At 67.3% G+C, this 18740-nt stretch carries 22 protein-coding genes; 14 read left to right on the top strand and 8 right to left on the bottom strand.

Annotated elements, in window-relative coordinates:
* Window positions 1-50 precede the first annotated feature (50 nt).
* The 6 genes from ispG to ABIC16_RS01045 are packed head-to-tail and all read left to right on the top strand — an operon-like array spanning window position 51 to window position 3642.
* The gene (gene ispG, locus ABIC16_RS01020) at window positions 51-1193 is read left to right on the top strand and encodes a flavodoxin-dependent (E)-4-hydroxy-3-methylbut-2-enyl-diphosphate synthase (protein WP_242137921.1); all 1143 of its coding nucleotides are present in this window, start codon (window positions 51-53) and stop codon (window positions 1191-1193) included.
* A 36-nt stretch (window positions 1194-1229) separates the two neighbouring features.
* The gene (locus ABIC16_RS01025; RefSeq protein ID WP_354289724.1) at window positions 1230-1526 is read left to right on the top strand and encodes an AbrB/MazE/SpoVT family DNA-binding domain-containing protein; all 297 of its coding nucleotides are present in this window, start codon (window positions 1230-1232) and stop codon (window positions 1524-1526) included.
* Window positions 1523-1903, top strand: coding sequence for a type II toxin-antitoxin system VapC family toxin (locus tag ABIC16_RS01030; protein WP_354289725.1), 381 nt, complete (start codon window positions 1523-1525; stop codon window positions 1901-1903). Before ABIC16_RS01025 ends, ABIC16_RS01030 begins: the two co-directional genes overlap by 4 nt.
* 38 nt (window positions 1904-1941) lie before the next feature.
* Window positions 1942-2793 carry a DMT family transporter gene (locus ABIC16_RS01035; RefSeq protein WP_354292229.1) on the top strand — a complete coding sequence of 284 codons (852 nt, stop codon included), beginning with the start codon at window positions 1942-1944 and terminating at the stop codon, window positions 2791-2793.
* The gene (locus ABIC16_RS01040; protein ID WP_277971030.1) at window positions 2790-3269 is read left to right on the top strand and encodes a GNAT family N-acetyltransferase; all 480 of its coding nucleotides are present in this window, start codon (window positions 2790-2792) and stop codon (window positions 3267-3269) included. The genes ABIC16_RS01035 and ABIC16_RS01040 overlap by 4 nt, the downstream gene beginning before the upstream one ends.
* A 16-nt stretch (window positions 3270-3285) precedes the next feature.
* On the top strand, window positions 3286-3642 hold the full coding sequence (locus ABIC16_RS01045; protein ID WP_354289726.1) for a TfoX/Sxy family protein: 357 nt from the start codon (window positions 3286-3288) through the stop codon (window positions 3640-3642).
* 64 nt (window positions 3643-3706) lie between these two features.
* Here ABIC16_RS01045 and ABIC16_RS01050 read toward each other — a convergent pair whose 3' ends face one another.
* The 4 genes from ABIC16_RS01050 to ABIC16_RS01065 form a co-directional block, all read right to left on the bottom strand.
* Window positions 3707-4444 (bottom strand): hypothetical protein, encoded by a 738-nt coding sequence (locus ABIC16_RS01050; protein WP_277971032.1) that lies wholly within the window; start codon window positions 4442-4444, stop codon window positions 3707-3709.
* 84 nt (window positions 4445-4528) lie between these two features.
* A complete protein-coding gene (locus ABIC16_RS01055; RefSeq protein WP_354289727.1) occupies window positions 4529-5980 on the bottom strand; it encodes an ATP-binding protein in 1452 nt (483 codons plus the stop codon).
* A 117-nt stretch (window positions 5981-6097) separates the two neighbouring features.
* The gene (locus tag ABIC16_RS01060; RefSeq protein WP_354292230.1) at window positions 6098-7186 is read right to left on the bottom strand and encodes a mechanosensitive ion channel family protein; all 1089 of its coding nucleotides are present in this window, start codon (window positions 7184-7186) and stop codon (window positions 6098-6100) included.
* Between the two features lie 88 nt (window positions 7187-7274).
* Window positions 7275-7514, bottom strand: coding sequence for a hypothetical protein (locus ABIC16_RS01065; protein ID WP_277971035.1), 240 nt, complete (start codon window positions 7512-7514; stop codon window positions 7275-7277).
* Between the two features lie 150 nt (window positions 7515-7664).
* Between ABIC16_RS01065 and ABIC16_RS01070 the strand changes: the two genes are divergently transcribed.
* The 4 genes from ABIC16_RS01070 (at window position 7665) to ABIC16_RS01085 (ending at window position 10392) form a co-directional block, all read left to right on the top strand.
* Window positions 7665-8099: a protein tyrosine phosphatase family protein gene (locus ABIC16_RS01070; protein ID WP_277971036.1), complete on the top strand. Its 435-nt coding sequence runs from the start codon at window positions 7665-7667 to the stop codon at window positions 8097-8099.
* A gap of 19 nt (window positions 8100-8118) precedes the next feature.
* Window positions 8119-8514, top strand: coding sequence for a hypothetical protein (locus ABIC16_RS01075; RefSeq protein WP_354289728.1), 396 nt, complete (start codon window positions 8119-8121; stop codon window positions 8512-8514).
* Between the two features lie 106 nt (window positions 8515-8620).
* Window positions 8621-10207, top strand: a complete 1587-nt coding sequence (locus ABIC16_RS01080) for a GMC family oxidoreductase (RefSeq protein WP_354289729.1) — start codon at window positions 8621-8623, stop codon at window positions 10205-10207.
* Between the two features lie 17 nt (window positions 10208-10224).
* On the top strand, window positions 10225-10392 hold the full coding sequence (locus tag ABIC16_RS01085; protein ID WP_354289730.1) for a hypothetical protein: 168 nt from the start codon (window positions 10225-10227) through the stop codon (window positions 10390-10392).
* 65 nt (window positions 10393-10457) lie between these two features.
* Here ABIC16_RS01085 and recQ read toward each other — a convergent pair whose 3' ends face one another.
* From recQ to ABIC16_RS01100, 3 genes are read right to left on the bottom strand one after another with little or no spacing between them, the layout of a single operon-like run.
* A complete protein-coding gene (gene recQ, locus ABIC16_RS01090; RefSeq protein WP_354289731.1) occupies window positions 10458-12224 on the bottom strand; it encodes a DNA helicase RecQ in 1767 nt (588 codons plus the stop codon).
* Complete coding sequence (locus ABIC16_RS01095) at window positions 12217-12552, bottom strand: type II toxin-antitoxin system PemK/MazF family toxin (protein ID WP_277971041.1); 336 nt, start codon at window positions 12550-12552, stop codon at window positions 12217-12219. The genes recQ and ABIC16_RS01095 overlap by 8 nt, the downstream gene beginning before the upstream one ends.
* Window positions 12549-12782 (bottom strand): antitoxin MazE-like protein, encoded by a 234-nt coding sequence (locus ABIC16_RS01100; protein WP_277971042.1) that lies wholly within the window; start codon window positions 12780-12782, stop codon window positions 12549-12551. Before ABIC16_RS01100 ends, ABIC16_RS01095 begins: the two co-directional genes overlap by 4 nt.
* 128 nt (window positions 12783-12910) lie before the next feature.
* Here ABIC16_RS01100 and ABIC16_RS01105 point away from each other — a divergent pair, with 128 nt between their 5' ends.
* Complete coding sequence (locus ABIC16_RS01105) at window positions 12911-13180, top strand: GNAT family N-acetyltransferase (RefSeq protein WP_277971043.1); 270 nt, start codon at window positions 12911-12913, stop codon at window positions 13178-13180.
* Between the two features lie 36 nt (window positions 13181-13216).
* Here ABIC16_RS01105 and ABIC16_RS01110 read toward each other — a convergent pair whose 3' ends face one another.
* The gene (locus ABIC16_RS01110) at window positions 13217-15046 is read right to left on the bottom strand and encodes an ABCB family ABC transporter ATP-binding protein/permease (protein ID WP_354289732.1); all 1830 of its coding nucleotides are present in this window, start codon (window positions 15044-15046) and stop codon (window positions 13217-13219) included.
* A 91-nt stretch (window positions 15047-15137) separates the two neighbouring features.
* Here ABIC16_RS01110 and ABIC16_RS01115 point away from each other — a divergent pair, with 91 nt between their 5' ends.
* From ABIC16_RS01115 to ABIC16_RS01125, 3 genes are all read left to right on the top strand, one after another.
* The gene (locus ABIC16_RS01115; protein WP_502958272.1) at window positions 15138-15374 is read left to right on the top strand and encodes a hypothetical protein; all 237 of its coding nucleotides are present in this window, start codon (window positions 15138-15140) and stop codon (window positions 15372-15374) included.
* Window positions 15375-15444: 70 nt separating this feature from the next.
* Window positions 15445-18192 carry an ATP-dependent DNA helicase gene (locus tag ABIC16_RS01120; protein ID WP_354289733.1) on the top strand — a complete coding sequence of 916 codons (2748 nt, stop codon included), beginning with the start codon at window positions 15445-15447 and terminating at the stop codon, window positions 18190-18192.
* The gene (locus ABIC16_RS01125) at window positions 18189-18725 is read left to right on the top strand and encodes a SixA phosphatase family protein (RefSeq protein WP_354289734.1); all 537 of its coding nucleotides are present in this window, start codon (window positions 18189-18191) and stop codon (window positions 18723-18725) included. The genes ABIC16_RS01120 and ABIC16_RS01125 overlap by 4 nt, the downstream gene beginning before the upstream one ends.
* Window positions 18726-18740 lie beyond the last annotated feature (15 nt).

Consider the following 18740-nt stretch of genomic DNA (forward strand, 5'->3'; position numbering starts at 1 on the left):
CGCGCGATTGAGCCGCTATATCGGCCGCACAGCGAAGGAAACTTTCCCCCATGTCCCTACGTCCGTGGCGCGATATCATGCGTCGTCAGTCCCGCCAGATCATGGTCGGCAATGTCCCCGTCGGCGGCGACGCGCCGGTCACCGTGCAGACGATGACCAACACCCCGACCAGCGACCCGCGCGCGACGATCGACCAGATCCGCCGCTGCGAGGATGCCGGCGTCGATCTGATCCGCGTCTCCTGCCCCGACGTCGAGAGCACCGCCGCACTCAAGCAGATCGTCCGCGCGAGCCGCGTGCCGATCATCGCCGACATCCACTTCCATTATAAGCGCGCGTTGGAAGCCGCGGATGCGGGGGCCGCCTGTTTGCGGATCAACCCGGGCAACATCGGCTCGGCGTCGCGCGTCCGCGAAGTGATCGATGCCGCCAAGTCGAACGGCTGCGCGATCCGCATCGGCGTCAACGGCGGCAGCCTCGAGAAGCATTTGCTCGAAAAATACGGCGAGCCGTGCCCGGATGCTTTGGTCGAATCCGCGATGGATCACATCAAGATCCTGCAGGACCATGATTTCCACGAATTCAAGGTCGCGGTGAAGGCGTCCGACTTCTTCCTCGCGGTCGCCGCCTATCACCAGTTGGCCGAGCAGGTCGATTGCCCGCTCCATCTCGGCATCACCGAGGCGGGCGGGTTCGTCGGCGGGACGGTCAAGTCGTCGATCGGGATCGGCTCGCTGCTGTGGGCCGGGATCGGCGACACGATCCGCGTCTCGCTCTCGGCCGAGCCCGAGGACGAAGTCCGCGTCGGGTTCGAGATCCTTAAGGCGCTCGGCATCCGCAACCGCGGCGTGCGCGTGGTGTCGTGTCCGTCGTGCGCGCGGCAGGGGTTCGACGTGATCCGCACCGTGCAGGCTTTGGAAGAGCGGCTTCAGCATATTCGCACGCCGATGTCGCTGTCGGTGCTCGGCTGCGTCGTCAACGGTCCGGGCGAAGCGCGCGAGACCGATATCGGGCTGACCGGTGGTGGGAACGGCAAGCACATGGTGTATCTGTCGGGCGTGACCGATCACACGGTCAACAGCGAGGACATGCTCGAGCACATCGTCAAGCTGGTCGAGGACAAGGCTGCGGCGATCGAGGCGCATGACGCGGCGCTGGCGGCGGCGGTGCCGGTGCCCGTGGCGGCGGAATAGGTCCTGTGGTATCTGGTGGGTCCTGGAGGATCCACCATGACCTACCATGCCAAAGTCATTGCGGGCGGCAAGCTCGTCATTCCCGCCGAACTTCGGCGTGAATTGGGAATTGAACCCGGCGATTCGCTGGCCGTGGATCGGGACGAAGCGGGGCACATCGTCCTCAAGACCCGCGCCCAGGTCGTGCAGGAAGTGCAATCGAGGTTCCGGTCCTTGCGCGGCCCGGCGGCGGAGGGGGCGGGCAGCATCGTCGATGAACTGCTTGCCGAGCGACAGGAACAGGCGAGGCTGGAACAGCAGAAAATGGACGAATGGCTGGCGGGTCAGCGGTGACCCCTGTTCTGGATGCGTCGTCGATCCTGGCTGTTGTCTTCGAGGAACCTGGCGCTGATCTCGTGATCGCGCACAGCGATGGCGCACTGCTATCTGCCGTCAATCTCGACGAAGTCCTGCACAAGAGCGCGCGGCGCGACATCGCGGGTTCCGATGTGGAACAGCAATTGGCGAAACTGGGTATCGTGACCGTGCCATTCGCGTCGGCGGACGCCCGTATCGCTGCCGCGTTGCATCCACGGGTGGATCGTACGGGAACGTCCTTTGCGGATCGTGCCTGTCTGGCGCTTGGCATTGCGACGCGCCGACCAATCTTCACCTGCGACGGCAAATGGCTGAACCTCGGTCTGGACCTAGACATACGGCTGATCCGGTGACCGTTCCCAGTGCAAGACTTGCCTTCTCCGTCGCCGCGATGGGGATCGCCACTTATTCGGCGATGGACGTCCTGATGAAGGGGCTCAGCATCACCAGCGGCGCGTATAGCGCGGTGCTGTGGCGCTCGTTCGTCGGGGTCATGCTGCTCGGCACGGTGTTCCTGCTCAAGCGGCGGCGCTTCCCCGGGCGGGCGGCGTTGAAACTTCATGCGCTGCGTGGGGCGACCGGGGGGATTTCGGTGCTGCTGTTCTTCTGGGGGCTGGTGCGCGTGCCGATGGCGCAGGGGGTTGCGCTGACCTTCCTCGCGCCGCTGATCGCGTTGTTCTTCGCCGCCGTGCTGCTCGGCGAGACGATTCGGCGCGCGGCGATCCTCGGCTCGGTCATCGCGAGCCTCGGCGTGCTCGCGATCGCGGCGGGAGAAGTGCAGGCGCATGCCTCGACGGCGCATGTGCTCGGCTCGCTCGCGATCTTCGCGGCGTCGATCTTCTACGCCTATTCGCTGATCCTGCTGCGGCAACAGGCGCAGGTCGCCGATCCGCTCGAGGTCGCCTTGTTCACCAGCATCGTGCTCACCGGACTGTTGCTCGTCGGCGCGTGGTGGTTCGCCGCGGTGCCGAGCGTGGCGCAACTCCCCGCGATCGGCGGCGCGGCAGTGCTCGGGTCGATCTCGGCGATCGCGCTGGCGTGGGCGTACAGCCATGCTGAGGCGCAAGTGCTCGCCCCGGTCGAATATACCGCGTTCGTCTGGGCGGGGCTGTTCGGCTGGTGGGTGTTCGACGAACGCGTCTCGCTCTACACGCTAGCAGGCGCGGCCCTCATCATCGCGGGCTGCATCTTCGCCATTCGCGGCACCGCCGCACCTGCCCCCCAGACCGAGGCCGCCGCATGATCAAAATCCGCCCCGCCACCGCCGACGATGTCGCGCTGATCCTGCATTTCGTCCGCGAACTCGCTGAGTTCGAGCGCGCATCGGACAAGGTCGTCGCGACCGAGCCGTTGCTTCACGACGCACTGTTCGGGGCGCATCCGGCGGCGGAGGCGGCGATCGCGTCGCTCGACGGGAAGCCGGTGGGAATGGCGCTGTTCTTCCACAATTTCTCGACCTGGACCGGGTGGCGCGGGCTGTATCTCGAGGATCTCTACGTCACGCCGGAAGCGCGCGGCAGCGGAGTCGGCAAGGCGCTGCTCCAGCATCTCGCGGCGCTGGCGGTCGAGCGTGGCTGCACGCGGTTCGAATGGTCGGTGCTCGACTGGAACGAGAAGGCGATCGCCTTCTACCGCTCGGTCGGCGCGCTGCCGATGGAGGAATGGACCGTGTACCGCGTCACCGGCGATGCATTGGCCAAGCTGGCGGACAAGAGCTGATGGTCGGTGGGGCCTGATGGCGGTCGATCCGGGATTGCTCGCATGGGTCGAGGAAACGCTCGCGCCGGTGGGGAACATGACCAAGCGCGCGATGATGGGCGGCGCGACGCTCTATCTCGACGGTACGATCTTCGCGATCGTCGGGGATGACCTGTTGTGGTTCAAGGCGGATGCGGAAAGCGATGCGGCCTGGGATGCCGCCGGTTGCGTACGCTTCACCTACGAAATGGGCGAAGGGCGGACGGGCTCGATGAATTACCGCCGCGCGCCGGATGACGTGTATGAGGATGCGGATGCGTTGCGCGAATGGACGATGCTTGGCGTCGCCGCGGGGGCGCGGGCGCCGGTCAAGCGAAAGAAGCCGAAAAACTAACGCCGTGCCCGAGCGACCGAGATAACGCGCCCCTCACCCCTCTCCGGTGCAGCACCGCAGGTCCTCAGTTGTCCTTCACCCCGACCGTCAGATCGAAGCGGATTTTGACCCACGCACCGATCATCGGCTTCCCCCCGATCCGCGGCGGGCGCACGCGGAACTGCCACGACGCCAGGCGCAACGCGCGCGACAGGCCCGATCCCGGCGGGGATTCCCCCAGCGAGCGGCAATTCTCGACATGGTAATCCTCGATCGTCTTGCACGCGATCAGCCCCCAGCCGGTCTGCACCCCGGCGGGCAGATAGGTTGCGAGTTCGGCATGGGTCGGTTCGCGATACCATTCCGCATTGTAGAGCGTCGCACCGCCCGGCCCCTCACCCGGACCATAGGCCGCGACGCTGTCCTTGCCCTTGCCTTCCGAATCGCCTTCGCCCTGATGCGACGGGATCTTGCCGATGTCGGAGGCGGCGAATTCGTCGCGGCTGAGTTCGATGAACTTGGGCCGCACCGGCGTCACCACAGGCGGCGGCGCGACCGGCGGGGGTGGCGCTGGCGAGGTCGTGGTGGTGGCGGTGCGTTCCTTGGTCGGCTTGCGCGTCGGCTGGGTCGGCTTGGGGGTCAGCGATGGCGCATCCGGCGGGACCTCGAACGTCTTGAGCTCGCGCTGCGGCTTGGGCGGCGTGAACACGCCCGTCCCGAGCTGCAGCAACAGCAACGCAACCAGTCCCTCGACGACCAGCGCGAGGATGATCCCGCGCGCGCGTCCGCGATCATTGGAAGAACGATAAGTCGAGGATGCCATCAAGTCGGTGCCCAGAGCGCGTCCCCGCGCGCTGCACGATAATCGGGGCGATTCAAAGGCCCGACATGCTGCATGACGACGATTTCATCCCGCATCGGCAGGCTGGGTCGTCCAGCCGAGCGTCGGAATCGTCACCGATCGCTTGCCCGCGAGATCGATCCGCGTGACGAACAGATTGCGCCCCTCGATATAGGTGAGCACGCGCCGCGCACGCCCCAGCGAGCTGGTGCCATAGGTCTGCGCGATCTCGGCATCGCTCGGGCACGGCAACCCTTCGCGCGCGGCCTTGGCCACGAGCAGGAAGGCGCCGAGCATCTCGTCGGGCAGTTCGTGCGCGGTCGCGATCGCTTCCGCCCAGTCGCCGTCGAGCCCGTCGAGAATGCCGGCGCGGGCCGCAGCGAGCCGCCGCGCGAAGCCCGACGGGTCGAGCGGCGCGGGCGAGACCCCGACCATCCGGCAGCGGACCTGGAAATCCTGGTACAGGATCGCCGCGGGCCGCGCGGTCGAATCCGGGTCCTCGACGATCGCGGAGAGCACGTCGCGGACGACTCCGGCGAGTTCCTCCTCGGTGTGGCGCGGCACCTCGGGGACGGGATCGGGCGTCGAGTCCGCTTCGATCCGGTCGATCACCTTCGCGGCGGGCGCGGGGCGCGGCGGGGGCGCTGGCATCGGCATCGGTTCCTCGAGTCCGAGCAACAATTGCTGTTTCATCTCGCCGGTCGGTGCATCGGGGAGCGGCGTCAGAACGGGCCCGCCACCGCGCGACCCGGTCTCGACCGAGCCGACCTTGATCGACACCGGACGGCGGCTGACCGCTGGCCCGAGCGCGAGGAAGGTACCGCGGGGCAAATCGCGGATCTGTTCGGTCTGGCGCCGCTCCATCCCCAGCAGATCGGCCGCGCGCGCCATGTCGATGTCGAGGAAGGTGCGCCCCATCAGGAAGTTGGAGGCTTCCGCCGCGACGTTCTTGGCGAGCTTCGCCAGCCGCTGAGTCGCGATGATCCCGGCGAGACCGCGCTTGCGCCCGCGGCACATCAGGTTGGTCATCGCGCCGAGCGACGCGCGGCGGACTTCCTCGCTGACTTCCGCGCCCATCGACGGCGCGAACACCTGCGCCTCGTCGACCACGACGAGCGCGGGGAACCAGTGCTCGCGCGGCGCATCGAACAGCGCGGAGAGGAAGGCGGCGGCGCAGCGCATCTGCCCTTCCATCTCGAGCCCCTCGAGATCGAGCACCACCGACGAGCGATGTTCGCGGATGCGCGTGCCGAAGCGCGCGATCTCGCCGACCGAATAGTCCGCCGCCGAAATCGCGATATGCCCGTAGACGTCGGCGAGCGTGACGAAATCGCCCTCGGGATCGATGATGATCTGCTGGACTTGCCCCGCGCTGCGTTCGAGCAGCCGGCGCAGCAGATGCGACTTTCCCGAGCCGGAATTGCCCTGGACCAGCAGTCGCGTCGCCAGCAATTCCTCGAGATCGATCGGCACCGGCCGCCCGCCCGTGTCGAGCCCCATGTCGACTTGAAATGTCATGCAGGTCCAATGGCCGATGCCGGGGGGCATGGGCAAGCGTGGTGAAGGGGGGCGAGCGGATCAAATTCCGATCACCGCTCGATCCCGTCTGTACGCGAAAATTACGTCGCGCGAAAGCTACGGCTGGCTGTCGGTCACGGCGGTGTGCCCGAACCCGTCCGCCTGGACGCGCCGCCGGACGATCGCCTCGGGCATTTCGGTTGCGATGTAGCGCATCAGTCCTTCGCGAATGTCGCAGCGCAGGTCGAACGCGATCGACGCGTCCTGCGCGGTCGCCAGCACGCGCAGTTGCAGCGCGTCGACCGTCGTGTCGGTCACCTGGAGGTTCCAGAAGCGCTTGTCCCAGCGCGGATTGTCCTGGACGATCAGCCCGGCGCGTTCGCGCAGCCGCGCGATGTCGGCGGAGGGATCGACATAGAGGAACACCGATCCCAGCAATTGCGCGTTCGACCGCGTCCAGTTCTGGAAACTGTCCTCGAGGAATTTGCTCACCGGCACGACCAGCCGCCGCTCATCCCAGATCCGCACCACGACATAGGTCAGCCGGATTTCCTCGATCCGCCCCCATTCGCCCTCGATGATGACGACGTCGTCGAGCCGGATCGGTTCGGTGAACGCAAGCTGGAACCCCGCGATCAGGTTCTTGAGCGCAGGCTGCGCCGCCGCACCGACCGCCAGACCGGCAAGCCCCGCCGACGCCATCAGCGTCACGCCGACCGCGCGGATCGCCGGGATGCTCAGCAACATCATGCACAGCGTGATGAAGACGACGCAGATGATCGCGATCCGCGTCAGGATCGCGTAGCGCGTGCGCTTGCGCCGCGCCTTGAGATTGTCCGCGACGCTGACGTCGTAGCGCAGATCGACGATGTCGTTGACCGCCCGGATCGTCGCGATCACCATCCAGCCGACTAGCGCGGGAATGACGAACCCGGCGATCTGCTGTCCCAGCGCCGCCTGATGCGCGGGCAGATCGATCGCACGCCCCGCCATGCTGAGCGCGATCGCCACGAAGATCCAGCGCAACGGCGCGGCGATGCGCGCGACCACGACGTTGTCGGCACGGGTCGGCGTCCGCTCGGTAAACCGGCGGAGCGCAAGCATCGCGACGCGGTAGGACAGCAGCGCGATCGCAACCGCGACCGCGAAGGTCAGCGCAGCGATGAGCCGCTGCTCCCACAAATGCGACAATCCTAGGTCGCCGATCACAAAATCTCCGCTGATCGAGGCAATGCTGCGCTGCCGCAACGCCGCTCTAACGGATCAACGCGAGCGCGCGTTCCGACGTCGTGGCTCAGATCCAGCTTCGGCCGTCCGCGCCGCCGCAGCCGAGCGGCGGCAGCTGGCCCGGGAAACGCGCGTGCAGCTTGGCGCAGCCCCAGTGACGCAGCGGTGCCGGGGCGTAACCATTCAGCGCAATGCCGACTTCGTCATACGGCGAGCCCGCATAAGCGACGTACATGTACCAGCGACTGCCGAACATCACGACGATCGCAACTGCAATGACGACCAGAACTTGCAGTAGTTTCTTCATGATATTCCCCAGTGTGTCCGTGGCGGGTGGCCATGGCTGCGATTGACCCGCTCCGCAACCGATATTGATTTAAATCAATATTTTCGGTGATTGCCGTGGGAGAGAGTACCAAGGCTTTCACCTCCGCAGTCGCACGGTATAAGGGCGCCCATGACCACGCTTCGCACCATCGACGGCAGCATTGCCGTCGCCCCGCAGATCGCCCCCGATTCCATCGCCGAACTCGCTGCGGCGGGCTTTACCGATATCGTCAACAATCGTCCCGACGGCGAGGATTTCGGCCAGCCGAGCGGCGACGAAATCGCCGCCGCCGCCGCTGCCGCGGGCATGACCTATACCGCGATCCCGGTGACGCAGGCCGGTTTCTCACACCCGCAGATCGATGCGATGGCGGCGGTGCTGGACAAGGCGAAGGGGCCGGTGCTCGCTTATTGCCGCTCTGGCACGCGCTCCTGCAACCTGTGGGCACTCGCCGCAGTCAAGGCGGGGGCGCACCCCGACACTGCCATGGCGAAGGCGGCGGCGGCTGGCTACGACCTCACCGGTCTGCGCCCGTTGCTCGACGCGGTGTCGACCCCGCAGTGACGCAGACCGGCGCGCGCCAATGCCGCTGAGTTGGGACGTGATCGGTTATGGCCTCGCCGGTCTGATCGGTCTTGCGCTGGTGGCGCGCTGGCTGCGGCTGGCGGAAAGCCGGATTGGCAACGCAGCGCAAGCGCGCGAGATGGCAGAGAATTTGCTCGCAGGGTTCGTCGCGCATGGCGCGGTGGTCGGCACCGACGGCAATGCCGCGCTGGTCGCGGGCAGCGGTGCGGTCGCGATGCTCAAGCGGCAGGGTACGAAAGTCGCCGCCCGGCGGTTGCTCCCGCCGGTCGCGCTTAGCCAGGACGTCGAGGGCGTGCGGGTCGAGACCGGCGAGCGGATGTTCGGTGGCGTGCTGCTGTTCGGCGTGACCGCGGACGAAGTCCGCGCGCTCGAAGCCACGCTGACCTTTCACTGAGACCGCGCCACCGGGCCACTGGCGGGCGACCGGGGTTCGTGCCAAGTTCCGCACTCAAGGCACGCTGGCAGCATAGCCACGGCCGAGGAGCGCGAGAGGATAGGCCGTGGAAGAAGTCGACATCGTCGTCATCGGGGGAGGATCTGGCGGTGCCGCTGCGGCGGGCCGGCTGAGCGAAGGCGGCAAATTCTCGGTCGCGGTGCTCGAGGCCGGGGGGCGCAACACCGGGTTGCGCACGCGGATCCCCGCAATGCTCGCGTTCCAGACCCCCAAGACCAACTGGAATTATGAAACCGTCCCGCAAGCCGGGCTCAACGGCCGGCGCGGGCACCAGCCGCGCGGCAAGGGGCTGGGCGGGTCGAGCGCGATCAACGCGATGATCTATATTCGCGGCAACAAATGGGATTACGACAATTGGGCCGCGCTGGGCTGCACCGGCTGGTCGTATGACGACGTGCTCCCGTGGTTCCGCCGCAGCGAGCATAACGAACGCGGCGATGATGCCTTTCACGGCGGCGACGGGCCGCTGTGGGTGAGCGAGCAGCATCACGCCAATCCCGGCAGCCGTGATTTCGTCGCGGCGGGCGAAAGCCTGCAGATCCCGCACAACGACGATTTCAACGGCGCGCGGCAGGAAGGGATCGGGCTGTATCAGGTGACACAGCGCAACGGCGAACGCTGGACCTCGGCGCGCGCCTATCTCGGTGACCGGCCAACGCGGCATAATCTGTCGGTGCTGATCGGCGTCACCGTCGAGCGCGTCCTGTTCGACGGCGGGCGCGCGAGCGGGGTCGCCTATCTGCAGGACGGTCAGGCACGCCAGATCCGCGCGCGGCGCGCGGTGATCCTGGCGGGTGGCGTGTTCGGGACCGCACAATTGCTGCAATTGTCGGGGATCGGCCCGGCGGCGCATCTGCGCGACCACGGGATCGCGGTGCGGGTCGATCGGCCTGCGGTCGGGTCCAATCTGCAGGACCACATCGACTATGTGGCGTCGTTCGAGACTTCGGGAACGCAATTCGTCGGCAGTTCGATGAAGGGCACGATGGCGCTGGCGGGCGGCATGATCCAGTGGCTGCGCAAGCGGCAGGGGTTGATGACGACGCCGTTCGCCGAGGCCGGCGCCTTCCTGAAAGTGATGCCGGATGCCCCTGCCCCCGACGTCCAGCTCCATTTCGTCGTCGCCGCGCTGGAGGATCATGGCCGGACCAAGGTGCCGGGGCACGGTTATTCCTGCCATGTCTGCGTGCTCCGCCCAGAAAGCCACGGGACGGTACGGCTCGGCTCGACCGACGCGCGAGAGGCGCCGCTGATCGACCCGGCCTTCCTCACCGACCCGCGCGACATGGCGGTGATGAAGGCGGGCGTCCGCGCGATGTACCGAATTCTGGAACAGCCACCGCTCAGCGATCATCAGGGCCGCGATCGGCACCCGGTCGATCTGTCCGACGAAGCGGCGCTGGAAGATCTGATCCGGTCGCGCGCGGATACGGTCTATCACCCGGTCGGGACCGCGCGAATGGGGTCGGACGACGCCGCGGTGTGCGACCCTCAGCTGCGGGTGCGTGGCGTGGAGGGGCTGTATGTCGCGGATGCGTCGGTCATGCCCAAGCTCGTCTCGGGCAACACCAACGCGCCATCGATCATGATCGGGGAACGGTGTGCCGATTTCGTGGCGACCGATCTGCGCTGACCGCCTAGGCGCTCCGGATGGAACGCAAGGACTGGACGAGGATCGGCGTGGCGGCGGCGGTATTGCTGGTGCCGGGAGGCTTCGTGCTCGGCGGGCTGCTTGCGGCGCAGCGCTATCGAGCGGCGCGGGCGGCAAAGGCGGTTGAGGCGTTGGATGGCGGGGACGATCGCGGGGGTCGCGCTTGACGCTACCGGCGCTTTCTTGGGTTCGCGGCGGGCGGATGCGCCCAGGGGCGGCACGAAGTCCCCCCCTAGAACCGCCGCACCACCGCCAGAAACGCCTCGCCATAGGCCTCGAGCTTGCGCGCGCCCACGCCGGTGATCCGCCCCATCGCCGCCAGCGACGCCGGGCGCAGGGTTGCCATTTCGCGCAGCACCGAATCGTGGAAGATCACATAGGGCGGCACGCTCGCTTCGAGCGCGAGTTCGCGGCGCCGGGTCCGGAGCGCCTCGAACAGCGGATCACCGCTCGGGTTCGCCGCCGCCCCCGCCCCCCCACGCGTCCGGCGCGTGCGCTTGGGCGGGACGATCAGGTCGACGCGGTCGTTTTCCTTGAGGATTCCGCGCGCGCCGGGGCCGAACTCGAGCCCGCCGAAATCGTTCGCCCGCAACGCATCGCGGAGCAGCAGCGCGCGCCCGACCGGCTTGATCAGTGCAGCTTCCTCCGGCGACGACGCGATCCCGAACACGCCGAGCGCTTCATGCCCGTTCATCAGGCTGCGCTCGCTCGACTGGCCCATCAGGACCTGTTCGATATAGCCCGCGCCAAAGCTCTGCCCCGTGCGAAAGACCGCGGAGAGGAACTTCCTCGCCACCTCCGTCGCATCGACGCTGGCGGGCGGGGTGATGCAATTGTCGCAATTCCCGCAGTTTTCGGGGCTGTCGTCGCCGAAATGCTTGAGCAGGATGCGGCGGCGGCAGCCCGCGGTCTCCGCTAGCGCACCAAGCGCCGCCAGCCGCTGTCGCTCGCCCGGCTGGCGCGCTGGTTCGACCTCGCCGATCCGCTGCCGCGCGCGGGCGAAATCCTCGGCACCCCAGAAGAGATGCGCGACCGCCGGGTCGCCATCACGACCCGCACGGCCGGTTTCCTGGTAATACGCCTCGATCGACTTGGGCAGACCGGCGTGCGCGACGAAGCGGACGTCGGGCTTGTCGATTCCCATTCCGAACGCGACCGTCGCGCACATCACCATGTCCTCGGACGCGACGAAATCGGCCTGATTGCGCGCGCGGACCGACGGATCGAGCCCGGCGTGATAGGCGCGCGTCGGGCGACCGGTCTTGGCGAGCGCCTCGGCCATCTTCTCGGTGCCCGCGCGGCTCTGGACGTAGACGATCCCCGCGCCGGGGGTTTCCGCGATCAGGTCGGCGATCTGGCGGGTCGCATTGTCCTTGGGGCTGATGCGATACTGGATGTTGGGGCGGTCGAAGCCCGCGACGATCATCCCGTCGTGCGGAATGCCGAGCTGGTCGAGGATGTCGGCGCGGGTATGCGCGTCGGCGGTCGCGGTCAGCGCGAGCCGGGGTACGTCGGGGAAGGCGTCGAGCAGCGGCCGCAGCAGGCGGTAATCGGGGCGGAAGTCGTGCCCCCATTCGGACACGCAATGCGCTTCGTCGATCGCGAACAGCGCGAGCGGCGCTTGTCCGAGCAGATCGCGGAAACTCTGGCTCGAGGCGCGTTCGGGCGCGACGTACAGCAGGTCGAGGTCGCCGCGGCGGAAGCGTGCGATCGTCTCCATCTGGTCGGTGTCGACAGAGGTCAGCGTCGCCGCGCTGATCCCGATCGCGGTCGCTGCGCGGAGCTGGTCGTGCATCAGCGCGATCAGCGGGGAAACGACGACGCAGGTGCCGTTAAGCGCCACCGCGGGAAGCTGATAGCACAGCGACTTGCCCGCGCCGGTTGGCATCACCGCAAGCGTGTTCTCGCCCGCAAGCACGCGCTCGACCACCGATCCCTGGACGCCGCGGAACGCCGGAAAACCGAAGGTGGATTGCAGGATAGGGAGAGGGTCAACCACGGTCTAGGCCAAGAAAAAGGATGATGGCGTGATCGACACGGCGCATCAGCGGCTCTTCAAGCTTGCCGACGTGCTTGTCCAGCTTTTCGCGCCGAACCGTCACCAGTTCGTGAACGGTGACATAGGATTGCACCCGCAGACCGTTGTCCAAGGTAGGGGCGACGGGGACACTGATCGACAGCTGGCTAGCGCGCGCGTCGCTTGTAATCAGCGCAAGGACGACCGTCGAGATCCCCAGATAAGCGGTGTCCTGGACGATCAGTGCCGGACGCGGTTTGCCAGCGAAACCCGATCCGCCGGCGACGGTGACGATGTCGCCGCGAATCACGGTGTGCCGCCTGGACCCCAGTCATAGTCCGCCTCAGGCCAATGCTGGATCGCTTCGATGAGAGCGACCGTATCGGCCTCGCGTTGCATCGCGTTGATGACGGCCGTGTCCCTAGCAACGCTTTCCTGAAACGCCGCGCTGCCCCGATCTGGCAGCCACAGCGTCCGCGCCCGCAGCCCCTGCGCGCGCAACGCAGCGCGGCGTTTGGCGACGCGTTCGGCGCTGGTCATCGGTCGTTCCATGCCCATTGCGGTGGTCCTCGAAAGGTGTCGTTACATGTAACGCTGGTGGGGTGGGCTCACAAGGTTTTCACGAAACGTTCTTGAACAAGCCGGGGCCGCACAGCACATGCGGGGATATGGAACGCGTTACCGACAACAAGGCCGAGGCCGAATTCGAACTGATCGTCAGCGGACAACGCGCGGTCGCGGCGTATCAGCTGGAGGGCGACACGATCGTCTTTACGCATACGATCGTGCCGCGCGCGATCGAGGGCCGCGGGGTGGCATCGAAGCTGATCCGCGCCGCACTCGATTCAGCGCGCGACCGCGGGTTGAAGGTCATTTCGCAATGCCCGTTCGTGACGGCGTATATTGAAAAGCATCCGGAATATCGCGCGCTGCTATAGTGGCTTGGGGGAAGGTGAGCACCGGCCCCCAAAACCCTATTCCGCCGCGAGTGTCTCCTCCGCGCGCTCCTGCGCCTGGCGGTTCCACATCTCGGCATACAGGCCGTCCTTGCGCAGCAACGCCGCGTGGCTCCCGCGCTCGACCACTTGCCCCGCCTCGAGCACAACGATCTCGTCCGCATGGACCACCGTCGACAAGCGATGCGCAATTACGATCGTCGTCCGCCCGCGCTCGATCGCTTGCAACGTATCGAGGATCTCGCCCTCGGTGCGGCTGTCGAGTGCGCTAGTCGCTTCGTCGAGGATCAGGATCGGCGGGTTCTTGAGCAACGTCCGCGCGATCGCGACGCGCTGCTTCTCGCCGCCCGACAGTTTCAGCCCACGCTCCCCGACGCGCGTGGCATAGCCCTCGGGTTGGCGCTCGATGAACCCGGCGATCGCCGCCCCGCGCGCCGCGGTCTCGATCTCGGACTCCCCCGCACCCTCGCGGCCGTAAGCGATGTTGTAGCCGATCGTGTCGTTGAACAGCACCGTATCCTGCGGGACGATCCCGATCGACGAGCGCAGGCTTGCTTGCGTCACCTGCGCGATGTCCTGCCCATCGACCGTGATCCGCCCGCCGGTCAGATCGTAGAAGCGGTACAGCAACCGCGCGAGCGTCGACTTACCCGCGCCCGATGGACCTACCACCGCAAGCGTCTTGCCCGCCGGAATGTCGAGGTCGATCCCCTTGAGGATCGGCATCCCGTCGTCATAGCCAAAGCGCACGTCCTCGAACCGGACATGCCCGCGCGCGATGCTCAGCGGCTTGGCACCGGGCACGTCGACCACTTCGGACGGCGTGTCGATCAGGTCGAACATAGCGCCCATGTCGATGACTCCCTGACGAATGGTGCGATACACCATGCCGAGCAGGTCGAGCGGGCGGAACAGCTGCGCGAGCAGCGTCGAGACGAGCACGACATTGCCCGCGGTGAAGCGCCCTTCGCTCCAGCCATAGACGACCAGCGCCATCCCGCCCGCCATCATCAGGTTGGTGATCAGCGCTTGTCCGATGTTGAGCCACGCGAGTGAATTCTCGGACACGACTGCGGCGCTGGCATAAGCCGACATCGCCGCATCGTAGCGTTTGCCCTCGCGCTCTTCCGCACCGAAATATTTCACCGTCTCGAAATTGAGCAGCGAATCCACGGCATGGCTGACTGCGCCGGTGTCGAGGTCGTTCATCCGCGTCCGCAGCGCGGCGCGCCAGTCGGTCACCCAGCGCGTGAAGACGATGTACACCGCGACCATCACCAGCGTGCCCGCGACCAGACCGAACCCGAACTTGGTCCAGAAAATGCCGAGCACCAGCGCCAGCTCGAGCACCGTCGGCGCGATGTTGAACAGCAGGAAATAGAGCATCGTATCGATGCTCTTGGTCCCGCGCTCGACCACCTTGGTGACCGCACCCGTGCGGCGTTCGAGGTGGAAGCGCAGCGAGAGTTGGTGAAGGTGCCGGAAAACGCCCGCCGCCAGCCGCCGTGTCGCATCCTGCCCGACGCGTTCGAACACCGCGTTGCGCAGATTGTCGAACACCACCGACCCGAACCGCGCGGCGGCATAGCCGATCACGAGCAGGAAGATCAGCGTGACCGCCGAGCGGCTTTGCGGCCCGCTTGCCATTCCATCGATCGCGCCCTGCAAGGCGAACGGCGCGCCGTACACCTGCACCAGCTTGGACGCGACGACGAGCAGCATCGCGCCGACGATTCGCAGTCGCAACGCGGGCGCGTCGGCGGGCCAGAGATACGGCAGGAAGCGCCGCAGCGTCGGAAGCATCGGGCGCTCGGGCGCGGTCGAAGTGGTTGCGAGATCAGGTGGCATCGACAGCGCATGTAGGCCTAGTCAAGCCGGATCGAAAGCGGCTGGTGGAACAAGCAGCGCGGCTCGTCGGTTTTATTGCCGAACGGAGACGATGATGGACCCGCTTTTCTACGTCATGGCGATCATGGGCTGCGGTGATGGCAGCATGGCCTGCCAACAGGCACGCGTCGAGCAGGTCCAGTATCGCTCGATCGCGCAATGCCAGGCCGCGATGCCCGCCGCGCTCGCGCGGAATGCGGATATCGATTACCCGGTGGTCAGCGCCTCCTGCCGCGCGAATGGTGCGCGACTGGCACAGGCCAAGACGGTTCGCCCGCATCAGGGGTGAAGCGCCCAAACACGCGTAGCGGTCCCCTTCTGGCGTTGCCATTCCGTTCCGTTCCCGCGATATCGGGCGGGTGACCGTTCTTCCCTATCCCGCGCTGCACACGAGCCATAGCGGCATCTGGATCGCGGATGCCAATGGCACACGACCGATCGGTCGGGGCGAGGCGATTCGCATTGCCGCTGACACACCCGTCATCCTGCTCAACGCCGCGCTAATCGGCCAGCGGCTAGGCTATGCCGATCTGTCCGGGCTCGATCTGCTCGAGCTGTTTGCATTCCTGTGCCCCGCCCGCTTCATGGTGCCGACGCCACGCGGGCTGGCGCGGGTCGCGGGGATCACAGCGCCCGAGGAGGACAGCGCGATCGCGCCGTTCCTGCGGGACGCGACCGTCGCGTTGCTCGGCATGATCGATTCCGACGACTGGCCCGAGCGCGAAGGCGCGTGGACCGCCGCACAATCGCTGTTCCGGCTGCGCTGGACCTGGGCACCGCTGCTGGTCGATCGCCTCCCCAAGCCCAAGGTTGCCGAACGCTGGCTCTATACCAAGCTGCCCGAATGGTCCGAGGGCGCCCCGCGACCGGCGCCGCGGACGGTTTCGCTCGACGCCGACCGAACGCAGGAACGGCTCGCCGCGCTGACCGGCAGCACTGCGGAGCAGCGTCCCGGGCAACGCGCCTATGCGCAGGCCGCGCGTGAGGCGTTCGGCCCGCGGATGACGCAAGGCGCGCCCAATATGGTCCTCGCGGAAGCAGGCACTGGGATCGGCAAGACGCTCGGCTATCTCGCGCCTGCATCGCTGTGGGCGGAGCAAGCTGGCGGGGCGGTGTGGGTGTCGACCTTCACCAAGGCGCTGCAACGGCAATTGGGCCAGGAAAGCGCGCGGCTGTTCCCCGACGCCAGCGTGCGCAAAGCCAAGGTCGTCACCCGCAAGGGACGCGAGAATTACCTCTGCCTGCTCAATCTGGAAGACGCGCTGCAGGGCGGGTTCGCCGGGCGCGCGGCGATCCTCGCGCAACTGGTTGCGCGCTGGGCGGCGTTTACGGCGGACGGGGACATGGTCGGCGGGGATTTGCCCGGCTGGCTGACCACGCTGTTCCGCCGCAACGGCTCGACCGCCTTGACCGACCGGCGCGGCGAGTGCGTCTATGCGGGCTGTCCGCATTACCGGAAATGCTTCATCGAACGCGCCGCGCGCGCGAGTGCCGACGCTGATCTCGTCATCGCCAACCACGCGCTGGTGATGGTCAACGCCGCGCGCGGGCGTGAGCAGACGACTCGACCGACGCGCTACGTGTTCGACGAGGGCCACCACATCTTCGACGCCGCCGACGCGATGTTCTCGACCGCGCTGACCGGTGCCGAGACGATCGAGCTGCGCCGCTGGGTGATCGGCCCCGAATCGGGCGGGCGCGGGCGGCGACGCGGGCTTGCCGCGCGGCTGTCGGACGTCGCGAGCTACGACGAGGCGGGCGGGCGCGCGATCACCGATGCGGTCGTCGCGGCGCACGCGCTCGCGAGCGACGGCTGGCTGCAAAGGCTGGGGGAGGGCGCGCCGTTCGGGCCGGTCGAGGCGCTGCTCGCCGCAGTGCGCGGGCTGACCTATGCGCGCGCCGAAACCGAGGGCGATGCGGGCTATGGCCTCGAAACCGAACTGGCGGAGCCCGATTCGACGCTGATCGAAGCGGCCGCCCCCGCCGCCGAAGCGCTCGATGCGTTGGTGCGCCCGCTAGTCGCGCTCGGGCGGCGGCTGGAGGCGGTGCTGGAGGAAGGCCCCGACTGGATGGACGGGCCCGCGCGCGCGCGGATCGAGGGCGCGGTCGCGTCGGTCGCGTGGCGTGCGGATACGGTCGCGGCGTGGCTGTCGCTGCTCACGCGGATCGGCGGGCCGGCGTCGCCCGATTTCGTCGACTGGATGGCGGTCGATCGAGTCGAGGGGCGCGATTACGACGTCGGGCTGCATCGCCACTGGCTCGACCCGACCCGGCCCTTTGCCGAGACGGTGCTCAAGCAGGCGCACGGGGTGCTGGTCACGTCCGCCACGCTGCGCGGCGGCGACGCGGGCTCGGACGAAGGCTGGGACGTCGCCGAGGCGCGCACCGGCGCGAATCATCTGCTGCGCGGCGCGAGCCGTTTCGCAGCGCTGTCGCCATTCGATTATGCGTCCCAGGCCGAAGTGCTGATCGTCACCGACGTCAAGCGCGGCGACATGGCGGCGCTTGCCAACGCCTATGCGCGGCTGGGCCTTGCAAGCGGCGGCGGAATGCTTGGGCTGTTCACCGCGATCCGGCGGTTGCGCGGAGTCCATGCGCGGATCGCCGACCGTTTGGCGCGCGAGGGGCTGCCACTCTACGCGCAACATGTCGACCCGATCGATACCGGCACGCTGGTCGACATCTTCCGCGACGATCCGGCGGCGTCGCTGCTCGGCACCGACGCTTTGCGAGACGGGGTCGACGTGCCCGGGCGGTCGCTTCGGATGGTCGTGCTGGAAGGCGTGCCGTGGCCCAAGCCGACGGTGCTCCACGCAGCACGCCGGATGGCGGCGACGGGCGAGGGCGGCGGCAAAGGCTATGACGATCGCATCGTCCGCGCGCGGATGGCGCAGGCGTTCGGGCGGCTGATCCGGCGCGCGGACGACCACGGGATGTTCGTGTTGCTGTCCTCTGCGATGCCGTCGCGATTGCTCACCGCCTTCCCACCCGGCGTCACGATCACGCGCGTTACGCTCGATGAAGCGGTTGCGCGCGCGGCAGCGCTTCCCTCGCCCGTGCAAACGGGGCAAGGGGCTCGCGCAACCGCCAACGGAGAAGTCCCGTGAAGACGCTGACGCTGCTGCGCCATGCCAAGTCGGGCTGGGATGACCCGGCGCTGCGCGATTTCGATCGGGCGCTCAACGCCAAGGGAAAGCGCGCCGCCGCGATGATGGGGACGCACTTGCGCAACTCTGGTTTGGCGTTCGACCATGTCGTCGCCTCGCCCGCCGTGCGCGTGGTCGAGACGCTCGCAGGGGTGGAAAGCGGTTATGGCCGGACGTTGGCGCCGGTGTGGGACCGGCGGATCTATCTCGCCTCGGCGGTGACGCTGCTCGATCTGGTGCATGAGGTGCCTGCCGCGACCGAGCGGCTGCTGCTGGTCGGGCACAATCCGGGGCTCGAGGATTTGGCGCTGTGGCTCGTGCCGATCTCGGAAGATCCGCTGCGGATGGCGCTCGAATCGAAATATCCGACCGCAACGCTGGCCGAGATGACCTTCGCGGGGGATTGGGCCGATCTCAAGCCGGGGGCGGCGCAATTGACGAAGTTCGTGCGGCCCCGCGATCTCGATGCGAGCTTGGGGCCGGACGAGGATTAAAGACGGCGATCCATT

The organism is Sphingomonas sp. PvP055 (assembly GCF_040546365.1).
Classification (GTDB): domain Bacteria; phylum Pseudomonadota; class Alphaproteobacteria; order Sphingomonadales; family Sphingomonadaceae; genus Sphingomonas; species Sphingomonas echinoides_A.